At 68.5% G+C, this 14,709-nt stretch carries 16 protein-coding genes and 3 pseudogenes; 13 read left to right on the forward strand and 6 right to left on the reverse strand.

The genetic code is table 11. From position 1 onward, the window contains the following. The first annotated feature begins 15 nt into the window (after positions 1 to 15). From ACFY1E_RS39970 to ACFY1E_RS40005, 8 genes are all read left to right on the forward strand, one after another. Positions 16 to 612 carry a WhiB family transcriptional regulator gene (locus ACFY1E_RS39970; protein WP_389085421.1) on the forward strand — a complete coding sequence of 199 codons (597 nt, stop codon included), beginning with the start codon at positions 16 to 18 and terminating at the stop codon, positions 610 to 612. After that, positions 609 to 1,631, forward strand: coding sequence for a DUF2637 domain-containing protein (locus ACFY1E_RS39975; protein WP_389085423.1), 1,023 nt, complete (start codon positions 609 to 611; stop codon positions 1,629 to 1,631). The genes ACFY1E_RS39970 and ACFY1E_RS39975 overlap by 4 nt, the downstream gene beginning before the upstream one ends. 93 nt (positions 1,632 to 1,724) lie before the next feature. Then, positions 1,725 to 1,949, forward strand: coding sequence for a hypothetical protein (locus tag ACFY1E_RS39980; RefSeq protein ID WP_389085425.1), 225 nt, complete (start codon positions 1,725 to 1,727; stop codon positions 1,947 to 1,949). Between the two features lie 269 nt (positions 1,950 to 2,218). Further along, positions 2,219 to 2,569, forward strand: a complete 351-nt coding sequence (locus ACFY1E_RS39985; protein ID WP_389085428.1) for a plasmid mobilization protein — start codon at positions 2,219 to 2,221, stop codon at positions 2,567 to 2,569. Positions 2,570 to 2,571: 2 nt separating this feature from the next. Further along, entirely contained in the window at positions 2,572 to 4,317 is a 1,746-nt protein-coding gene (locus ACFY1E_RS39990; RefSeq protein WP_389085430.1) for a relaxase/mobilization nuclease domain-containing protein, read from the forward strand. A gap of 68 nt (positions 4,318 to 4,385) precedes the next feature. After that, a complete protein-coding gene (locus ACFY1E_RS39995) occupies positions 4,386 to 4,793 on the forward strand; it encodes a hypothetical protein (protein WP_389085433.1) in 408 nt (135 codons plus the stop codon). Between the two features lie 674 nt (positions 4,794 to 5,467). Further along, entirely contained in the window at positions 5,468 to 6,490 is a 1,023-nt protein-coding gene (locus ACFY1E_RS40000; RefSeq protein WP_389085435.1) for a hypothetical protein, read from the forward strand. Beyond that, positions 6,483 to 6,635 (forward strand): hypothetical protein, encoded by a 153-nt coding sequence (locus tag ACFY1E_RS40005; RefSeq protein WP_389085438.1) that lies wholly within the window; start codon positions 6,483 to 6,485, stop codon positions 6,633 to 6,635. The genes ACFY1E_RS40000 and ACFY1E_RS40005 overlap by 8 nt, the downstream gene beginning before the upstream one ends. A 337-nt stretch (positions 6,636 to 6,972) precedes the next feature. Here ACFY1E_RS40005 and ACFY1E_RS40010 read toward each other — a convergent pair whose 3' ends face one another. From ACFY1E_RS40010 to ACFY1E_RS40020, 3 genes are all read right to left on the reverse strand, one after another. Continuing rightward, positions 6,973 to 7,149 (reverse strand): hypothetical protein, encoded by a 177-nt coding sequence (locus tag ACFY1E_RS40010; protein WP_389085440.1) that lies wholly within the window; start codon positions 7,147 to 7,149, stop codon positions 6,973 to 6,975. Between the two features lie 248 nt (positions 7,150 to 7,397). Continuing rightward, positions 7,398 to 7,622: a hypothetical protein gene (locus tag ACFY1E_RS40015; protein ID WP_389085442.1), complete on the reverse strand. Its 225-nt coding sequence runs from the start codon at positions 7,620 to 7,622 to the stop codon at positions 7,398 to 7,400. A 34-nt stretch (positions 7,623 to 7,656) separates the two neighbouring features. After that, positions 7,657 to 7,929: a DUF317 domain-containing protein gene (locus tag ACFY1E_RS40020; RefSeq protein ID WP_389085445.1), complete on the reverse strand. Its 273-nt coding sequence runs from the start codon at positions 7,927 to 7,929 to the stop codon at positions 7,657 to 7,659. 328 nt (positions 7,930 to 8,257) lie between these two features. Here ACFY1E_RS40020 and ACFY1E_RS40025 point away from each other — a divergent pair, with 328 nt between their 5' ends. The 4 genes and pseudogenes from ACFY1E_RS40025 (at position 8,258) to ACFY1E_RS40040 (ending at position 11,836) form a co-directional block, all read left to right on the forward strand. Continuing rightward, positions 8,258 to 8,413: a hypothetical protein gene (locus ACFY1E_RS40025; RefSeq protein WP_389085447.1), complete on the forward strand. Its 156-nt coding sequence runs from the start codon at positions 8,258 to 8,260 to the stop codon at positions 8,411 to 8,413. A 50-nt stretch (positions 8,414 to 8,463) separates the two neighbouring features. Then, a pseudogene (locus tag ACFY1E_RS40030) lies at positions 8,464 to 8,717 on the forward strand (VOC family protein); the annotation flags it as partial. A gap of 412 nt (positions 8,718 to 9,129) precedes the next feature. After that, the gene (locus ACFY1E_RS40035; protein ID WP_389085450.1) at positions 9,130 to 11,532 is read left to right on the forward strand and encodes a tetratricopeptide repeat protein; all 2,403 of its coding nucleotides are present in this window, start codon (positions 9,130 to 9,132) and stop codon (positions 11,530 to 11,532) included. A 79-nt stretch (positions 11,533 to 11,611) separates the two neighbouring features. Next, on the forward strand, positions 11,612 to 11,836 hold the full coding sequence (locus ACFY1E_RS40040) for a hypothetical protein (protein WP_389085452.1): 225 nt from the start codon (positions 11,612 to 11,614) through the stop codon (positions 11,834 to 11,836). Between the two features lie 7 nt (positions 11,837 to 11,843). Here ACFY1E_RS40040 and ACFY1E_RS40045 read toward each other — a convergent pair. After that, a pseudogene (locus ACFY1E_RS40045) lies at positions 11,844 to 12,667 on the reverse strand (helix-turn-helix transcriptional regulator). A gap of 121 nt (positions 12,668 to 12,788) precedes the next feature. Here ACFY1E_RS40045 and ACFY1E_RS40050 point away from each other — a divergent pair. After that, a pseudogene (locus tag ACFY1E_RS40050) lies at positions 12,789 to 12,890 on the forward strand (short-chain dehydrogenase); the annotation flags it as partial. Between the two features lie 47 nt (positions 12,891 to 12,937). Here ACFY1E_RS40050 and ACFY1E_RS40055 read toward each other — a convergent pair. Both ACFY1E_RS40055 and ACFY1E_RS40060 read right to left on the reverse strand, forming a co-directional pair. Then, the gene (locus ACFY1E_RS40055) at positions 12,938 to 13,792 is read right to left on the reverse strand and encodes a DUF317 domain-containing protein (RefSeq protein WP_389085455.1); all 855 of its coding nucleotides are present in this window, start codon (positions 13,790 to 13,792) and stop codon (positions 12,938 to 12,940) included. 98 nt (positions 13,793 to 13,890) lie between these two features. Then, positions 13,891 to 14,685 carry a winged helix-turn-helix transcriptional regulator gene (locus tag ACFY1E_RS40060; RefSeq protein WP_389085457.1) on the reverse strand — a complete coding sequence of 265 codons (795 nt, stop codon included), beginning with the start codon at positions 14,683 to 14,685 and terminating at the stop codon, positions 13,891 to 13,893. Positions 14,686 to 14,709: the final 24 nt, after the last annotated feature.

A 14,709-nucleotide genomic window follows, 5' to 3' on the forward strand; every position in this document is an offset into this window, starting at 1 on the left:
ACCGGAGACCCCCACATGCACAGCACCGAGAACCAGACCCCGCGCACCCTCGGCGACCTCACCTGGCACGACAGTGCCGCCTGCCGCTCGACGACCCACCACCAGGTCGACCCGGACATCTTCTTCCCCGAGCCGGACGAGATGGACCGCATCCGCGCCGCCAAGGCCCTGTGCACGCAGTGCCCCGTCCGCGCCACCTGCCTGGACGCCGCCCTCGAAAACGGTGACCGCGACGGCATCCGGGGCGGCATGACCGAAGAGGAACGCGACCCCCTGCACCGCAACCTCCACCGCCGCTTCGACTACGCCCGCGTGAACGAGGTGCTCGCTGGCCGCGACATCCACCTCACCCAGGCCGAGCGCGACGCCGTCGTCATAGCCGCCTATCACGCCGAGGTGCCGGCCGAGCGACTCGCCTGGCTGCTCAAGGTCACCGAGGAGCACGCCGAGAAGCTCTACCGACGCACCCGCCGGAAGATCCGCAACCGCGCCGTCGACCAGAAGAAGAAGGCCAACAAGGGGAAGAAGAAGCCCAAGGCCAGCTCCGCCAAGGAGCTCAAGACACCCGCAGCCGAGACCCCCGCGCGCGGCGACCTCGGGACTGCCGCGTGAGCCACAGTGCACCAACACCGGCCCAGATCACCGGATGGGACCGAGCCGCGATCGTCGCGCTTGGCGGCGCGGGGTGCGCGCTCTCGTACGACGCCCTGCAGCAGATGGCCACCGCCATACACGTCCGCGGACCCCTCACGTTCCTCTTCCCCCTGGTGATCGACGGCTTCATCGCCTACGGAGTACGCGCCCTCCTGGTCCTGCGCACCGCCTCCTTCGCAGCCCGTCTGTACGTGTGGACGCTCTTCGGCACCGCGACGGCCGCCAGCATCTGGGCCAACGCCCTGCACGCCGTACGCCTCAACCAGCAGCACCCCGGAGGCGGCGGACTGCGGCTCGGCGACGTCACCGTCGGCGCCCTGTCCACCCTCGCCCCGCTCGCCCTGGCCGGAGCCGTCCACCTGTACATCCTCATCGCCCGCCGGGTCACAGAGGCCGGTCACCACGGACACCCGGACACCTTCACCGTCCGCACTGACCGGATCGCCGCTGACCGGCCGGAGACCGCGCTCGCGGCGGACGGTCACCGGCCGGTTCCGGCCGCCTCTGGCCACTCGGCCACGCTCGTCCGGTCGGAGAACGGCCGTCCGGCGGTCACCTCCGGTCCGAACGTGCCGCGAACGGCTGACCGGGAGGAGCCGTCCGGACACCCGGCGAGGGCTCCGGAGGCGGAGCTGGCGAACGGCGGAGAGGCCGATGACCTGGGCAGACAGTCGGTCAGTAGACCTGCCCCGGTCACCCGCCTGCGGCTTGCCGCCCCCTCGGTCACCGAGCCGGAGATCGGCCCGGACACCGCCTCGGAGAGCTCGGACAACGGCGGCTCGGACACCGCAGAGGCGGCGGACACCCTCCTGCCGATCGCCCGCCAGGCGGTCGCCGACGCGGGCAAGGTCACCCGCGGGGTTGTCGCCGATGCCATCCGCGGACAGGGCAAAACGCTGGCCAATGACCGGCTGACCGCCCTGATGCAACAACTCCGCGCCGAGACCGGCCAAAAGTCGGCCACCAAGACCGGCTGACCGACCTGCCCGGACAAGCGGGCGGCCAACGGCCACAGCCGGGCCGCCCGCCCACACCCCACCAGCCCCCCTCCACGCACCGGAGACACCACGATGCGCACCACCCCGGCCACCCCCGCCGAAGCCGACGCCTGGATCACCGTGCTCCTGCGATACGGCCACCTGCACCGCGCCGAACCCGGCCCGGACGGCACCTGGACCGTCCAACGAACGCCCGTCAGCACGCCCCGCACCCTGCACCATCCGGTCCTCGCGCTCGACTTCGTCACCGAGGTCCTCCGCGACATGCGCCGTACGAAGGCCCAGACGCCCCGATGACTCGCTCCGCATCGCCCGAAACAACCTCTGACCTGCAGCAAGGTGACTGCCCGGCACGAAGCCGAGCAAGCTGTACCTTCCGAAACTCCTCCGCGGCCACGGGCCGCGGAGGAGTTTCGGAAGGGCTTACCCCCGCCCCGGGAGCGACGGGGGAGGCCCGGCACCAGGGGGTGCCGGACTCGGAGGCTGCGACCGAGGGCGGATCGCAGCCAGGAGGGGAACCGACCCCGCCCGCCGCACCGCGTACGCGCCCTCGCCTGCGCCAGCGTGTGCACCGTGACCAAGTCCGCAGCGTCCGTCTGACCTCCGACGAACTCGCGCTGGTGAAGCGCGCGGCCGAAGCTGTCGGTCTGAAGACCGCCGGGTTCCTCGCTGACGCGGCGATCGCGGTCGCCCAGGCTCAAGGAGGTCCCCAGCCTTGGCTGTTGGACCAGCGCGGCCGGGTCGAAGAGCTGATGGCCGCCAGCGCCCAGCTCGCCCGTGTCGGCGGCAACCTCAACCAGGTGGCACGCATCCTCAACTCCGGAGGTCAAGTGGAGTACGTGGACGCCGCGGTCGCCCGTGTCCTGCGGGCCGCGGACCGGGTCGAGACCGCCGCGACCGAGATCGCGCGGCGCTGACGGTGGTCCCCGACATCTCCACCGGCAGCCGCACGTACGGGCTCCTCAACTACCTCTACGGCCCCGGCCGCCGTGAAGAACACACCGATCCGCACCTCGTCGCAGCCTGGATGCCCGAACTCGCCCCCGACCCCGGGCGCGACCCGTCCGCCACGCTCAAGCAACTCACCGACCGACTCGACCTCCCCGTCCTCGCCCTCCCGAAGGACCGGCGCCCGGTCCGGCACGTCTGGCACTGCCCCGTCCGCACCGCCCCCGGCGACCGCCACCTCACCGACGCCGAATGGGCCGAGGTCGCCCGCCGCATCGTCCACGCCACCGGAATCGCCGAATACGGCGACGACAACGCCTGCCGGTGGATCGCCGTACGCCATGCCGATGACCACATTCACCTCGTCGCCACCCTCAAGCGCGAAGACGGACGCAGCCCCCGCCGTCACGAGGACGGCATCCGCGCCCAGGCCGAATGCCGCAAGATCGAGAAGGAGTTCGGCCTGCAGATCCTCAACGGCGGCGACCGCACCGCCGCCCAGCGCCCCACCAGCGCCGAACGCTCCAAAGCCGAACGAACCGGCCGTACCGAGACACCCCGCGAGACCCTGCGGGAGAGCGTCCGCCACGCCCTGGCCGGAGCAGCCAGCGAGGAGGAGTTCTTCCGCCGCCTCGCCGAGGCCGGCCTGCGGGTCGAACAGCGCATCGCCCCGTCCGGCGACACCCTCGGATACAAGGTCGCCCTCCCCGGGGACCGCAACCGCGACGGTGAACCGGTCTGGTTCTCCGGCTCGAAACTCGCCCCGGACCTCTCCCTGCCCAGGATCCGCCAGCGCCTCGACTCCGGACTACCCGACGACGAACCCCTTACCGGCCATGCCGGTGAACGAGCACCTGGCCCGGCACGCGCCCGACGCCAGGCAGCCCCGGTCGCCGAACGGGCGGCAGTGATCCTCTACGGGAACGACGACGAGGACTCCGCCGCCCAACTGGCCGGCGTCGGCGAACTCCTCGACGCACTCGCCCAGACCGCCCCGGTCTCAACCCGCAAGGAACTCGCCGAGGCCGCTCGGGCCTTCGAACGCGCCACCCGCTCCCACATCCGCGCCGAGCACGCCGACAACCGAGCCATCCGCTCCGCCGCCCGCGGCATCATGCGCGCCGGCAACGCCCTCGGCAAAGGCGAAGACGGCGGCACCACCGCGATGCTCCTGGCCACGATGGTCCTCATCACGATCGCCGCCGTGCGCTGGCACTCCGCCCGCGGCCACGCTCAGCAAGCAGTCGCCGCCCAACGCGCCGCACAACACCTGCGCAATGCCTACCGATCAGCCGCCGCATCCCCCATGAACGCGATGCGCGAGCACGGCCGTCGTCTCCCCGAACCCGTACGAGAGCGGTACGCCGGCACCCTCGAAACCGCCCTGCCCGAGCAGGCCGAGTCCGTCCGCCGCGAACCCGGCTGGGACGCCCTCGCCGCCACCCTGGACCAGGCCGAGCGCGCCGGACACGACCCCGATGCCCTGCTCCAGCAAGCCATCGAATGGCGCGAACTGGACACCGCGGACAGCGTCACCGACGTCCTCGTCTGGCGACTGCGACGCATCGGCAACCTCCCCGCCACCATGGACCTGCCCCGTGCCCGTAGGAACGGGAGGGCAGCGCAATCACACTCCCACCCGACCCCGCCACAGGCGCCCGAGACGACCGCTGAGACCCGCCATGTCGCCCCTCGCTCCCGAGGACCGAGGCGCTGAGCAGCACAAAAAGATGGATACCGACCGCCAGGGCCTGTTAGGGCTGGTTGATTATGGAGAAGGAGACAATGCAGATCCTCACCGAAGGCCTCCCCCCTCAGAGAACCGTCGCGCCGGAGACGGCCCTCGGCGACGACCCTCTGCTGCGGCTCCAGCAGGAGATGCAGCTCGGCGACGGCGACATCGGTCTCCGTGCCACCACCCACCCCGAGGAAATCGTCATCACCGGGATCCTCGTGATGTGCCGGCAGTGCGGCGCCCGGCGCGACTGGATGGTGATCTGCGACCGCAACGAGATCAGCATCCGCTGCCGCTGCGCACACCAGTGGGTCGAGCGCGAACTGACCGGTGCGGACTACGAGGCGATGATCGACGTCGGAGGCCAGGACTACCCGAGCCTGGAGGCTGCGGCCCAGGCAGCGGGCTACAACGGCACGCTCTCCGGCGTCTATCTGACCGAGCCCAGGCCCGAATAGGGCCTGCGACCAAGCGCCGTAGACGCTGCCTGGTGACGCATGCGCTCGGACTCATAAGGTGACCTGAGAGCCGCAGGTCTCGCCTCTGATCGCACCTCAGGTAAGCCCGGCCGTAAGCAGATGAGGCGATGGATGCTGGACTAACCGCGCTGCTAGGCGCGGCCGTAGGATCAGACGCCACTCTCGGCTCCGCGATGGTTACCGGGCGCGCGGCGGCCCGCTTGCAGTTCGGCCAGTGGCGTCGGGAGCACGGCTGAGACGCCTACGCGAACCAACTGGGCGCGCTGCACGACCGTGATGTCGCCGTAGAGCGGGATTCAACGCCGAGTGGGTACCGCGTGTCGCACTGACGGGAGGCCCCGCCGACAGTCATGGGCCGGCCGACGTCCGGAGGGGAGGCGCGGTGGACGTGTCCGTGGGGACCCGCCTCTCGCGGGATGTGACCAGCATCACACGATCGACGGTCAGGTTTATTGTCCCTCCAGGGGGTGCGCCGCCGCCGATAGATGAAGGCGTCTCTACGCATCGGGTGGAAAGTGCACCCCATGTCTGGCAAGAATGCTCCTCAAGAACCACCTCGGCCGCGTCAAAACCGTACTCACCGGCGGGATGGCGTGCCGACCCGCACAGAGTCGGCACCGGCTCCGCGGACGCTCTGTTCATCCAACCTCAACGTGCTCGCACGCCTGGCAGAAGGACTCGCCGATCTCGCTGCCGCCAGAACCACACTCGTCGATCTCTCGGACGAGCAGGTTGTCGAGTGCGCCGAAGACCTGCTGCTCGAGATGCTTTCGACCGCGTTCCCTGGTGCGGATGCATTGAAGGCGGTGAAAAGCCTGGCCTTCGTGAAGGTGCAGGTCGGGATCTACGCCGTACGTGTTCATGGCATTGTGGCGGTCCGCCCCTTCAAGGACTGGCCAAGTCTGCGGTCGGCGGCAGCATCACATCTCAAGCAGATCACCTTGGAGGTCGAGTTCGTCGCCGGGATGCGCGTGGCGTCAGATGGCCGGGCCCATGGGGACGTTTCGGTAGCCGGCGTCCACTTCGACGCCATTACGGCGCTGAAAGCTCGTGAGGCGGCGATTCAGGGGAAGGCCGAGCCTGTAGCCAAGCTTGCTTCGCTCGTGCTGGGCCTGCACCGTTCGGAGCGATGGAATGAGGCGGTGTCCACCGCCCTGCTGGGAAGCTGGACAGAGCCGCTGCTGAACGACTCAGGCAGCAGCCGTTCGGCCATGGATCGTCTCGAAACAGAAGCCCGGATCATTCACAAGCAGCTCGCTCCCTTATGGCGGCGTGAAACGGGAGACTCCCGTCTTCTGCTGCTTGACACACCCACGGGGAAGGACAGGACCCTCTACGACCTGGTGGCCGGCGGCTTGAGCTGGGAGGACGCCTCACCTTACGACGGGCCTGATGACGCCCGGCTTGGCGCCTTGCTACGCGCCCTGCAGCCCGAGGAACGCGTCGTGATGCTGGCCCGCGCCTGTCCAGGGGTGGCTTCCTGGGAAGAGGCCGCTCTCCTCGCGGGCGCCGCTGATCCGGTCGCCATGGGGAAGCGGGTAGGTCGCAAGATCAACCGTCTCAGAGCCCGCCACAAGGCCCGCGCTGCGGCGGCAGTTCGGCAACAGCTGGCCCGGGTGGCACGCGGCTCGGCCAGTCCGGCGGGTGACCCTGAGTCGGGAGGGCGAGGTGAATAACGACCGGCAGATCGGCGTGCGTACGGCCGTCCTGCTCCTGGCAGGCGCGATCACCGTCATTGTGGCTGACCGAAACCCTGAGCTGGGCATGGCCATAGGGATCGGTGTCGCAGTGGTCACCCTGCTGGACCTTCTGATGGAGTAGCCAGGAAACCCCGGCAACCGGCTCGGAAGGCTTATCCGAGCAGCTGTGTGGCGAGCAGCCGGACACGGCAAAACCCGGGCGGCGCCGAGGGAGGTGGGCGGTCAAGACTCGTCCGGCGAAATCACTCGCCGCTCACCCCCGCTCGACCAGGCCGAGCGGCGCCGCACACGACGGTCGTTTGATCCTTAGGGCAGCCCTTAGTCGCGCTCATGGACGCACCGGCGGTTTGCATTAAGGCACTCGGCTGTCTGGGACAGGACTGCGATGTCCCAACGCCACGAGCGCTGCCCCAATCTTGGGGCAGTGCTTTGAAGGTCGCGGCGAACGGAATGGATCGTCAGCGGGTCGCCAGGTGGTTGGCGAGGTGCAGCGCGTCGGTGGCGATGGACAGCGCGGTGTGAAGGCCAATGACCTCGTGAAGGGTGGGGTGTACGACGGCGGTCCAGTCGCCGTGGAGGTTCGGCCACCTGGCGAGGAGTACCTCCGCCGTGGCCAGACGGAGGTGAGCGGTCACATCCATTCCGTCCCCGAGACTGGGCTCCCAGCTGAGAAGGACGGAGCCAGGATGGAGACGCTCGGTCTTCAGGTCGGTCATCCACACCGCGTGAATCGGTTGAGCGGGATGAGACGGTACGCGGCGGAGGAGTGCGCCGCGCACCGACCTTGGCATGGGGTGACGGATCAGGTCCCTGAGGAGCAGGTGTTGGGAGGAGCTGGAGGAGTTGAGCGGCGACGCAGCGGGCCGTGTACGCGGGTGGCACGTCATACGTCGGCCCAGTCCAGCTGGTTGCGCACGGCGGGCGGCAGCACGCCCTCCTGGCCGTTTTCAGAGATGTAGACGGCTCCGTTCGATCCAGTGATCTCCACGACGCGGCCGATGAGGTGGGAGTAAGGCCAGTCCGGATTGATGGCGAGGTAGACGGGCAGGTCGGGGTCGAAGGTCTGGAGCTGATGAACCAGTTGGCCAATGGTGATCTTGTGGGTCAAGGCGGTCTCCTGGGCGATGAGCGCGGAGTGGGTGTCACACGCAGGTGCAGTAGCGGGTGGGGAAGATGATCAGTGCGGCGAGGAACCCGGCGACGACCTGTGTCGGGGTATCCGGACCTAAGGTCTGGCGCCAGCCTGTGGTGTCGTCCTTGTCCGTGACGTGGATGTGCCACAGCTCACCGCGTGCTGTCGCCCGGCTTTCAGGGAGAAAGCCCACGTACACGCGTCCGTCGGGGCTGGAGCAGTGGACGTTGCAGTCCAGTTCGGTGACGACGTCCCATCCCTGGTCCTTGAGAAGATCGGTCACGGGTCGGGCGCAGTGGCATTCGAGAAGCCACTCACGCTTGGCGAGGGCGGGCGGAGGAAGTTCTGCAAGAGGCCTGGACGTGGTTGTGGCGGTGAGCGTCACGAACAGAGAACCCTTCGTTGACCTGCGGTTTTTCCGGGCTCCCGTACGTTGACATGGTCTTGGGCTGTGTCTCCAGTCGTTGCCCGCGGTGTGCCTCTGCCGTGGGCGAACTGGCCGCGGATACAGCGGCTGGTGTCCGTCCAATGCGGAATGAAACGGCCGTCCTCTCAGCTGGTGCGGGAGCGGTCGTTTGAGCGGCCTGGTGGAGAGAAGGGGAGGAGCGGGCTTGAGTAGCGAGGAGATTCGCGCGCATGACGAGGCTGTCGACGACGTCGAGGCGGCGTCGGTGGGGCGGTCCCGGATGGCTGATGGACGGCGGATCGAACTGAGCATGGGGGAGCTGGCGCGACTGGTGGACGCCGAGGCCGACGGTTCCCTTTGAGAGCCAATGCCGGCCCCGTCTCTGCGCTCGGCTGATCCCTTGGCGACTTGAACGGCGTGACCCTTGACTACATGGACACCCCGGGGAGATCGTCCCGCAGCACTGCGCGTTCCTCGTGTCCGAGGAGGACTTCGATACGATCTTCGCCCGCATCCGGGGCGCCGGCCTGACCTACTGGGAGGATCCGCGCCACAGCCGACCCGGCCAGATCAACCACAACGACGGCGGCTGGGGCGCGTACTTCGACGACCTCGACGGCCACAACCTGGAGATCCTCACGAGGCCCTACGGCAGCGGAGGTTGAATGGAGGTCTCTTTGGTCGCTGTGTTTTGACTCCCTTTTTTCCCTCGATTCCCTGTGATCCCCGCCCTTCCCTCAGGGTGACAAAGGGAAGATCTGCTACCGGATATCTGTCGGGGAAGGGGTTAATTTTCCGGACGAGTACTAGCCAGCTCGCGCTTTGCTCCGGGATAGTATGATGCGGCTGTCGGCAGGGCGGCTGTGGTCGTGTGACTGATGGCCTGCCGTTCGCAGGCGGGGGCTGCGCATCGTGATCACGTATCAAGATTTCGAAATTCTTATCGAACCCACCAAGGTCGACAAGTATCGGGCTCGGGTGAGATCTCCCGTCGGTGAGTACGAATCCGAGAAGGACTTCAAACTGCCGTCCGGACTGGAGCTGGAGAATTTTCTGCTCAGAATAGGTCGGCCTAGGATGGGGGCAACGCGTGGTCCGGGAAATCCCGAGCTGGCGCCGCTGAAGGATTTCGGAACCCGGCTCTATGAGGCCCTGTTCCAGGGGCGCCTGAAATTCGCTTTGGACACCAGTCTCCGCATGGTCGACCACACCGGTGAGGGTCTGCGCCTCCTGCTCCGGCTCGGCTCGTCGGCGAAGATCGCCGAGCTTCCCTGGGAATTCCTCTACGACTCGGAACACAGCCGGTTCTTCGCCCACTCGGTGCGGACTCCCCTGGTGCGCTATCTGGAACTGGACAACCGTCCGCAGCCGGTCACCGTCCGGGCTCCGCTGCGCGTGCTGGTCATGATCTCGAGCCCGGCGGAGCTGCCGAAGCTGGATGTGGAGCAGGAGTGGCGGCACATCAACGGTGCCCTCGCGGGCCTGCGGGCCGACGGGCAGGTCAGTGTCGAACGACTGGAGCGCGGGACGCTGGTCGACCTGCAGCAGTTTCTGCGCCGGTCCAAGCCGCACGTGTTCCATTTCATCGGGCATGGCGCCTATCTTCGGGACTGGCAGGACGGTGTTCTGTTCCTGGAGGACCGGCAGGGGCGGAAGCGCGAAGTCAGCGGAGGGGAGATCGGCGGACTGCTCTCCGACAACGGCGTAAGGCTGGCGGTGCTCAGTGCCTGCGAAGGAGGCAGGGGCGACGAGAGCGATCCGTTCGCCGGAACGGCGCAGAGTCTCATCCAGCGGGGTCTGCCTGCAGTCGTGGCCATGCAGTTCGCCATCACCGACATCGCTGCCATCGAATTCGCCCGAGAGTTCTATGAGTCGATAGCTGACGGGTACCCGCTGGATGCGGCGGTGTATGAAGGGCGCCGCGCGATTCTCAGCGAGGTGAGCAATTTCGAGTGGGCTACTCCGGTTCTCTTCTCACGCGCACCCGACGGCCGGATCTTCGACGTGATGAAGAAGCAGGCCTCCGCCGAAGCCCCGAAAATCCGGGAAGAGCCGCGTCATGCGGACACAGAAACCGGGCAGGCCGCGAAGGGCGGCGAGACCGACCCGGCTCCTGGCGGGGTGACGGAGATCCGGGCCGGTGGTGAACCCAAGCCGACCGACCCGAACGGCTTGACCGGACTGATCGCCCGGGCGGCCGCGCACCGTGAAGGCGGCCAGTACGAGGAGGCCCTGCGCGATCTCGACCAGGCACTCGAACTGGCGCCGGACCATGTGGAGGCTCTCGTCGACCGAGGCGCCGTCAGAGCGGAGTGCGGTCACGGAGACGAGGCTCTTCGGGACCTCGACCGAGCCCTTGTACTGGAACCGGACCACACCGGTGCGCTCCTCGAACGAGGCGCCGCGTACTGGGAACGCGGGCAGTACCGCCTGGCGCTGAGAGATCTCGACCGGCTGCTGAGGCTGGAGCCGCACAACGCCTCTGCCCTGCACGGAAGGGGAGCCACCCATCGGGAGCTGGAGCATTACGACGAGGCCCTGCGCGATCTGGACCAGGCACTGCGGCTCCAACCGGACGACGCGTCCACGCTGACGGACCGGGGCATGACGCACTGGAATGCAGGGCGACCGGACATGGCGCTCCGCGACCTCGACCTCGCACTGCGTCTGAAGCCCGACGACGTGATGGCTCTGGTCGTCCGGGGAACGGCCTATCGGGATCTCCAGCGCTACGACGAAGCACTCCGAGACCTTTCCCACCTGTTGAGGGTGGAGCCTGACAACGCCATCGCTCTGCACGCCAGGGGAGCCGTCTGGCGGGAGTTGGGGCGCTACGAGGAGGCACTGCGGGATCTCGACCGGGCGCTGGAGCTGGTACCCGACAACGCGCAGGCGCTGCTCACCCGAGGCTCCACCTACCAGGACATCGGCCGCAACACCGCCGCCGTGGAGGACTTCAACCGCGCCCTCGCCCTCGATCCCGATCTCACGCCCATGCTGCCCGTCGCCAGCCCACCAGTCACCAGCCCGTCCGTCACGAGCGCGCCCGTCGCGATGCCGGACCGGTCAGGCGGCGAGGGGAGGCCCGACTGGGGAGAGGCGTATGAGATCGAGTACGACGACCTGTCCGCACGGCCTGTCCAGGGAGACGCGTACTGGTCGTCGTCGCGTTACGGCGAGGCACTGCGGGATCTCAATCAGGTGGCCGAGCAGCAGGCGAACGAGGCGGTACTGCTGCGCGACCGTGCCGCCTCCTATCTGGAGCTCGGGCACTACGTGGAGGCTGTGAACGACCTCGACCGCTCGCTGGAGCTGGATCCGGACCACGCGATCGCGCTTGCGTTCCGCGGACTTGCGTACAAGGCGCTCGGCGAGTACGCGCAGGCTCTGCTCGACTTCGACCGGTCGCTCGGGCTCGATCCCACCACGGACTGGGTGCAGCGAGAGCGGGCCGCCCTGCTGAGAGGTTTCGATTCGTGATGGCGTCAGGGGGAATGGCGATATGCCACTGGTAGGGGCAGGACGCGTCTGGCCGGGGAGCTCCGATTACTACGACGTTATGCTGCGCGCGTACGTCACGTACAGCATCTATGTCCTTCCGGACCGGTCCACAGTCGACTTCGACGTCCGCGTGTACGACGAGAACGGCCTCCTCGTCGCCTGGGACACGGCACCGGACAGTGACGCCTTCTGCACGATCACCCCGAGATGGGCGGGCCCGTTCCGGATCTTCGTCGATTCGGCACGCGGCATGGCCAACTACACGATCTCGATCCGTCCCTGACGAGCCGTCAGGCTGGTTCCGAGGGGATCCGGCCCAGTTCGCGCAGTGCTCGCGCCGACGGCGTGCCCGGGTCCGCCGTGATCAGGACCACCTCCTGGTCGTCCTCGGGGACGAGGAGGACATCGCAGTTGAGGTGGAGCGGGCCGTGGGAGGGGTGGTCGACGGTCTTGGTTCGGTGGCCGGGTGCGTGCACGGGGCGGAGCTCCCACAGCTGCCGGAACTCCGCGCTGCGGGTGTGCAGTTCGGCCAGCTGGGCGGCGAGGGAGGGGTCGTGCGGATAGCGATCGGCGGCCCGGCGCAGGCGTGCCACCACGATGTGCCCGAACTCCTCGGCACTGGAGCCCTCGTACATCCGCCCCGCGCCGAGGAAGCGGCGCCGGGCCAGGTTCGTCGTCCCATGCCCGAGGTCGCCGCCGAGCAGCTCCTGGGCGAGCGCGTTCCAGGCGACGACTCCGTACGCCGCGTCGGTGACGATCGCGGCGGTCTCCGGCAGCCGTTCCAGCATGCGGGCCACGTTCGGGCGGGCCCGGCGCACGGGACCAGTGCCGGGCGGCGGCGCGGCCGAGCCCGCGAGCCGGAAGAGGCGGTCGCGCTCGGCGGGGCTGAGCCGCAGCGTCCCGGCCAGCCCGTCCAGGATCCGGGCGGACGGTCTCGGTCCGCGCGCCTGTTCGAGGCGTAAGACGTAGTCGACCGACATATGGGCCAGCTCGGCCAGTTCCTCGCGCCGCAGGCCCGGCTGCGGCGGGGCGTCCCGTCCGGCAGCCCCATGTCGTCGGGCCGCAGCCCCGCGCGGCGGTCCCGCAGGAAACGGGCCAGCTCCTGCCTCGCCATGCCGCTTCCTCCTTCGGCTTCACCGGTTCTGAGATCCTGAGGCCATCGGGTTGCAGCCGTCCGGCTGCCTGGTACAGGTTGTCCCTGGCAGCAGTGCGCCGGCCGGAGGACCGTGGCCGTCATGAACGATCGCACAGCACTCGTCACCGGTGCCAACAAGGGAATCGGCCGTCATATTGCCGCTCGGCTCGCCGGGCTCGGCTTTCTCGTGCACGTGGGCAGTTGCCTGAGGGTAGGTGTTGGCACGGTGGGACTCCCGGACTGGGAAGGCTAACGCTGCCGTCGGGAACCGACGTGTGCGGCGAGCGTGGTGGGCGCGGTCGGGGGCGGAGGTGTGTGCATCGCCCGGGCGTGGGCGCTGCGGGCCAGCGCCGCCTCGGCCCGTGGATCGGGCTTGGCTGTGTCCGCGCGGGTCACCGAGACCAGTGGGCGGTGGCGGTCGGGAATGTTGTCCAGGGCGCGCGGCACGGGGGTGGGGCCCGTGAACACGGCGGTGGAGGCCGCGATGAGGTGCTGCGGGGTGTACCGGCTGAAGAAGGCCTGCCAGCTCGGCGTGTACACGGGGTCGAGGCCGGCGGACATGCGCCACGTCGACTTCTCGGGCGTGAGCAGTTCGTCGTACTCGTGCAGCCAGCCGACGCGCATCTGGTACGCGGCGTGGCCGTCGGGCGAGACCATACGGAACGGCCGCGAGCCGTGTGCTGGCTCCCACCGGTGCCGCGCGGCCAGGGACGCGGGGCTGGTGCTGGTGTAGTGCCGGCCACCACCGAGGTAGTCGGCGAAGTTGTTGTGCAGTCCGTCGACGAGGGTCTTGGTGAACGTGGCCACGATCTCGTTCGGCGTGTTCCGGTCGAACGTGGTGATCCAGTCGGGGACGCCGAGCGGGTCCTCGGCGTAGGAGATGGTCCACCCACCGTAGAAGCTCTCCACGGTGTTGGCGACGCGCACGCGCTGGCACGGGCTGGTGTAGTAGGTGTCGGTGCCGAAGGCGACGGTCTTGGTCCAACTAGGTGCACGATCAAGGGTGTTGAAGATGCTGTGCCTGTCGCCGGGACCGGCGAGGTAGCCGGGGCTGATCAGGACATCCGAATTCGGGTCGAGGGCGAAGGGATCTGGGCTGGGCATGAGAGGGCCTTCGAGAGGTGGGGAACGGGCGCCTGAGCCGCCCGTGTGCTGACACCTGGGCGCGGTCGCGTGTCGGAATCTGACTGCGGACACTTGAGTCACCTGGCCCGGGACGGGTGAGAGAGCGCAGTGACGTACGCAGGGACACGCGGCTGAGGGGCGGAGACGTGTGAGAAGAGTTCGGAGGAAGCCGCAGGACTGCGGCGTACGGCCGCGCTCGCCCGTACGGCCTGCTGAGCTATCGCGCCGTACTGGTCCGGTGGAGTTGCCGCTGGGTGTGCCTTGCGGGCGAACTCCGCGAGTTCGGCGTACACCGGCGTGAGTCCGCGGGCCGCAGACGTCAGGGTGTACTCAGAGCCGCGGCCGGAGAAGGGGCTGGTCCGGGTGATGAGCTGGTCGGTCTGGAGCTGCGTGATGCGGTAGTGGAAGGAGCCGGTGGCCAGTGCGGCTTCGTCTCGCAGTGCACCGTTGGGAAGGGGGCCGTACTGCGCGAGAGCATGGAGGAGAGGGATTGTGCCTTTCCCGCGCAGCCGGCCGAGTGCGTCCTCTACGCGCTCAGCCTCCGCGAGCGACGACGTGTCGTCAGCGAGGTGGGTACGGTGCCAGGCCGAGAGCGCACGGTGGACGTCGTGAGTGCCGCGGCCGACCGGTGTGAGGTCGTATACCCCGACCTGAGGCCGGTCCAGGAGGTTGCTGGTCTGCATGCGGCGCACGATCTGGGCCATGGCGTGGACACCGACCCATGGCAGCGCGGAGTTGATGTCGGCCAGGCGCATGGGGCCGCGTTGCTGGATGGTCTGCAGGGCCCAGGTGGTCCAACGCGGTGAGAGGCGGCCGACGGCCTGGTCGACGAGTGCGGTGTGACGGGTGGGCGTGGTGGAGAGGTCGGGCACGGTGGGGTTCTCCGGAGGGTGGTT

The sequence above is a fragment of the Streptomyces sp. NPDC001604 genome (assembly GCF_042893475.1).
Lineage (GTDB): Bacteria > Actinomycetota > Actinomycetes > Streptomycetales > Streptomycetaceae > Streptomyces.

Excerpts from the sequence above, each read along its gene's own strand:
- ACFY1E_RS39970 (WP_389085421.1), top strand. The coding sequence starts at position 16 with ATGCACAGCACCGAGAACCAGACCCCGCGCACCCTCGGCGACCTCACC.
- ACFY1E_RS39980 (WP_389085425.1), top strand. The coding sequence starts at position 1,725 with ATGCGCACCACCCCGGCCACCCCCGCCGAAGCCGACGCCTGGATCACC.
- ACFY1E_RS39995 (WP_389085433.1), top strand. The coding sequence starts at position 4,386 with ATGCAGATCCTCACCGAAGGCCTCCCCCCTCAGAGAACCGTCGCGCCG.
- ACFY1E_RS40035 (WP_389085450.1), top strand. The coding sequence starts at position 9,130 with ATGGGGGCAACGCGTGGTCCGGGAAATCCCGAGCTGGCGCCGCTGAAG.
- ACFY1E_RS40040 (WP_389085452.1), top strand. The coding sequence starts at position 11,612 with ATGCTGCGCGCGTACGTCACGTACAGCATCTATGTCCTTCCGGACCGG.
- ACFY1E_RS40055 (WP_389085455.1), bottom strand. The coding sequence starts at position 13,792 with ATGCCCAGCCCAGATCCCTTCGCCCTCGACCCGAATTCGGATGTCCTG.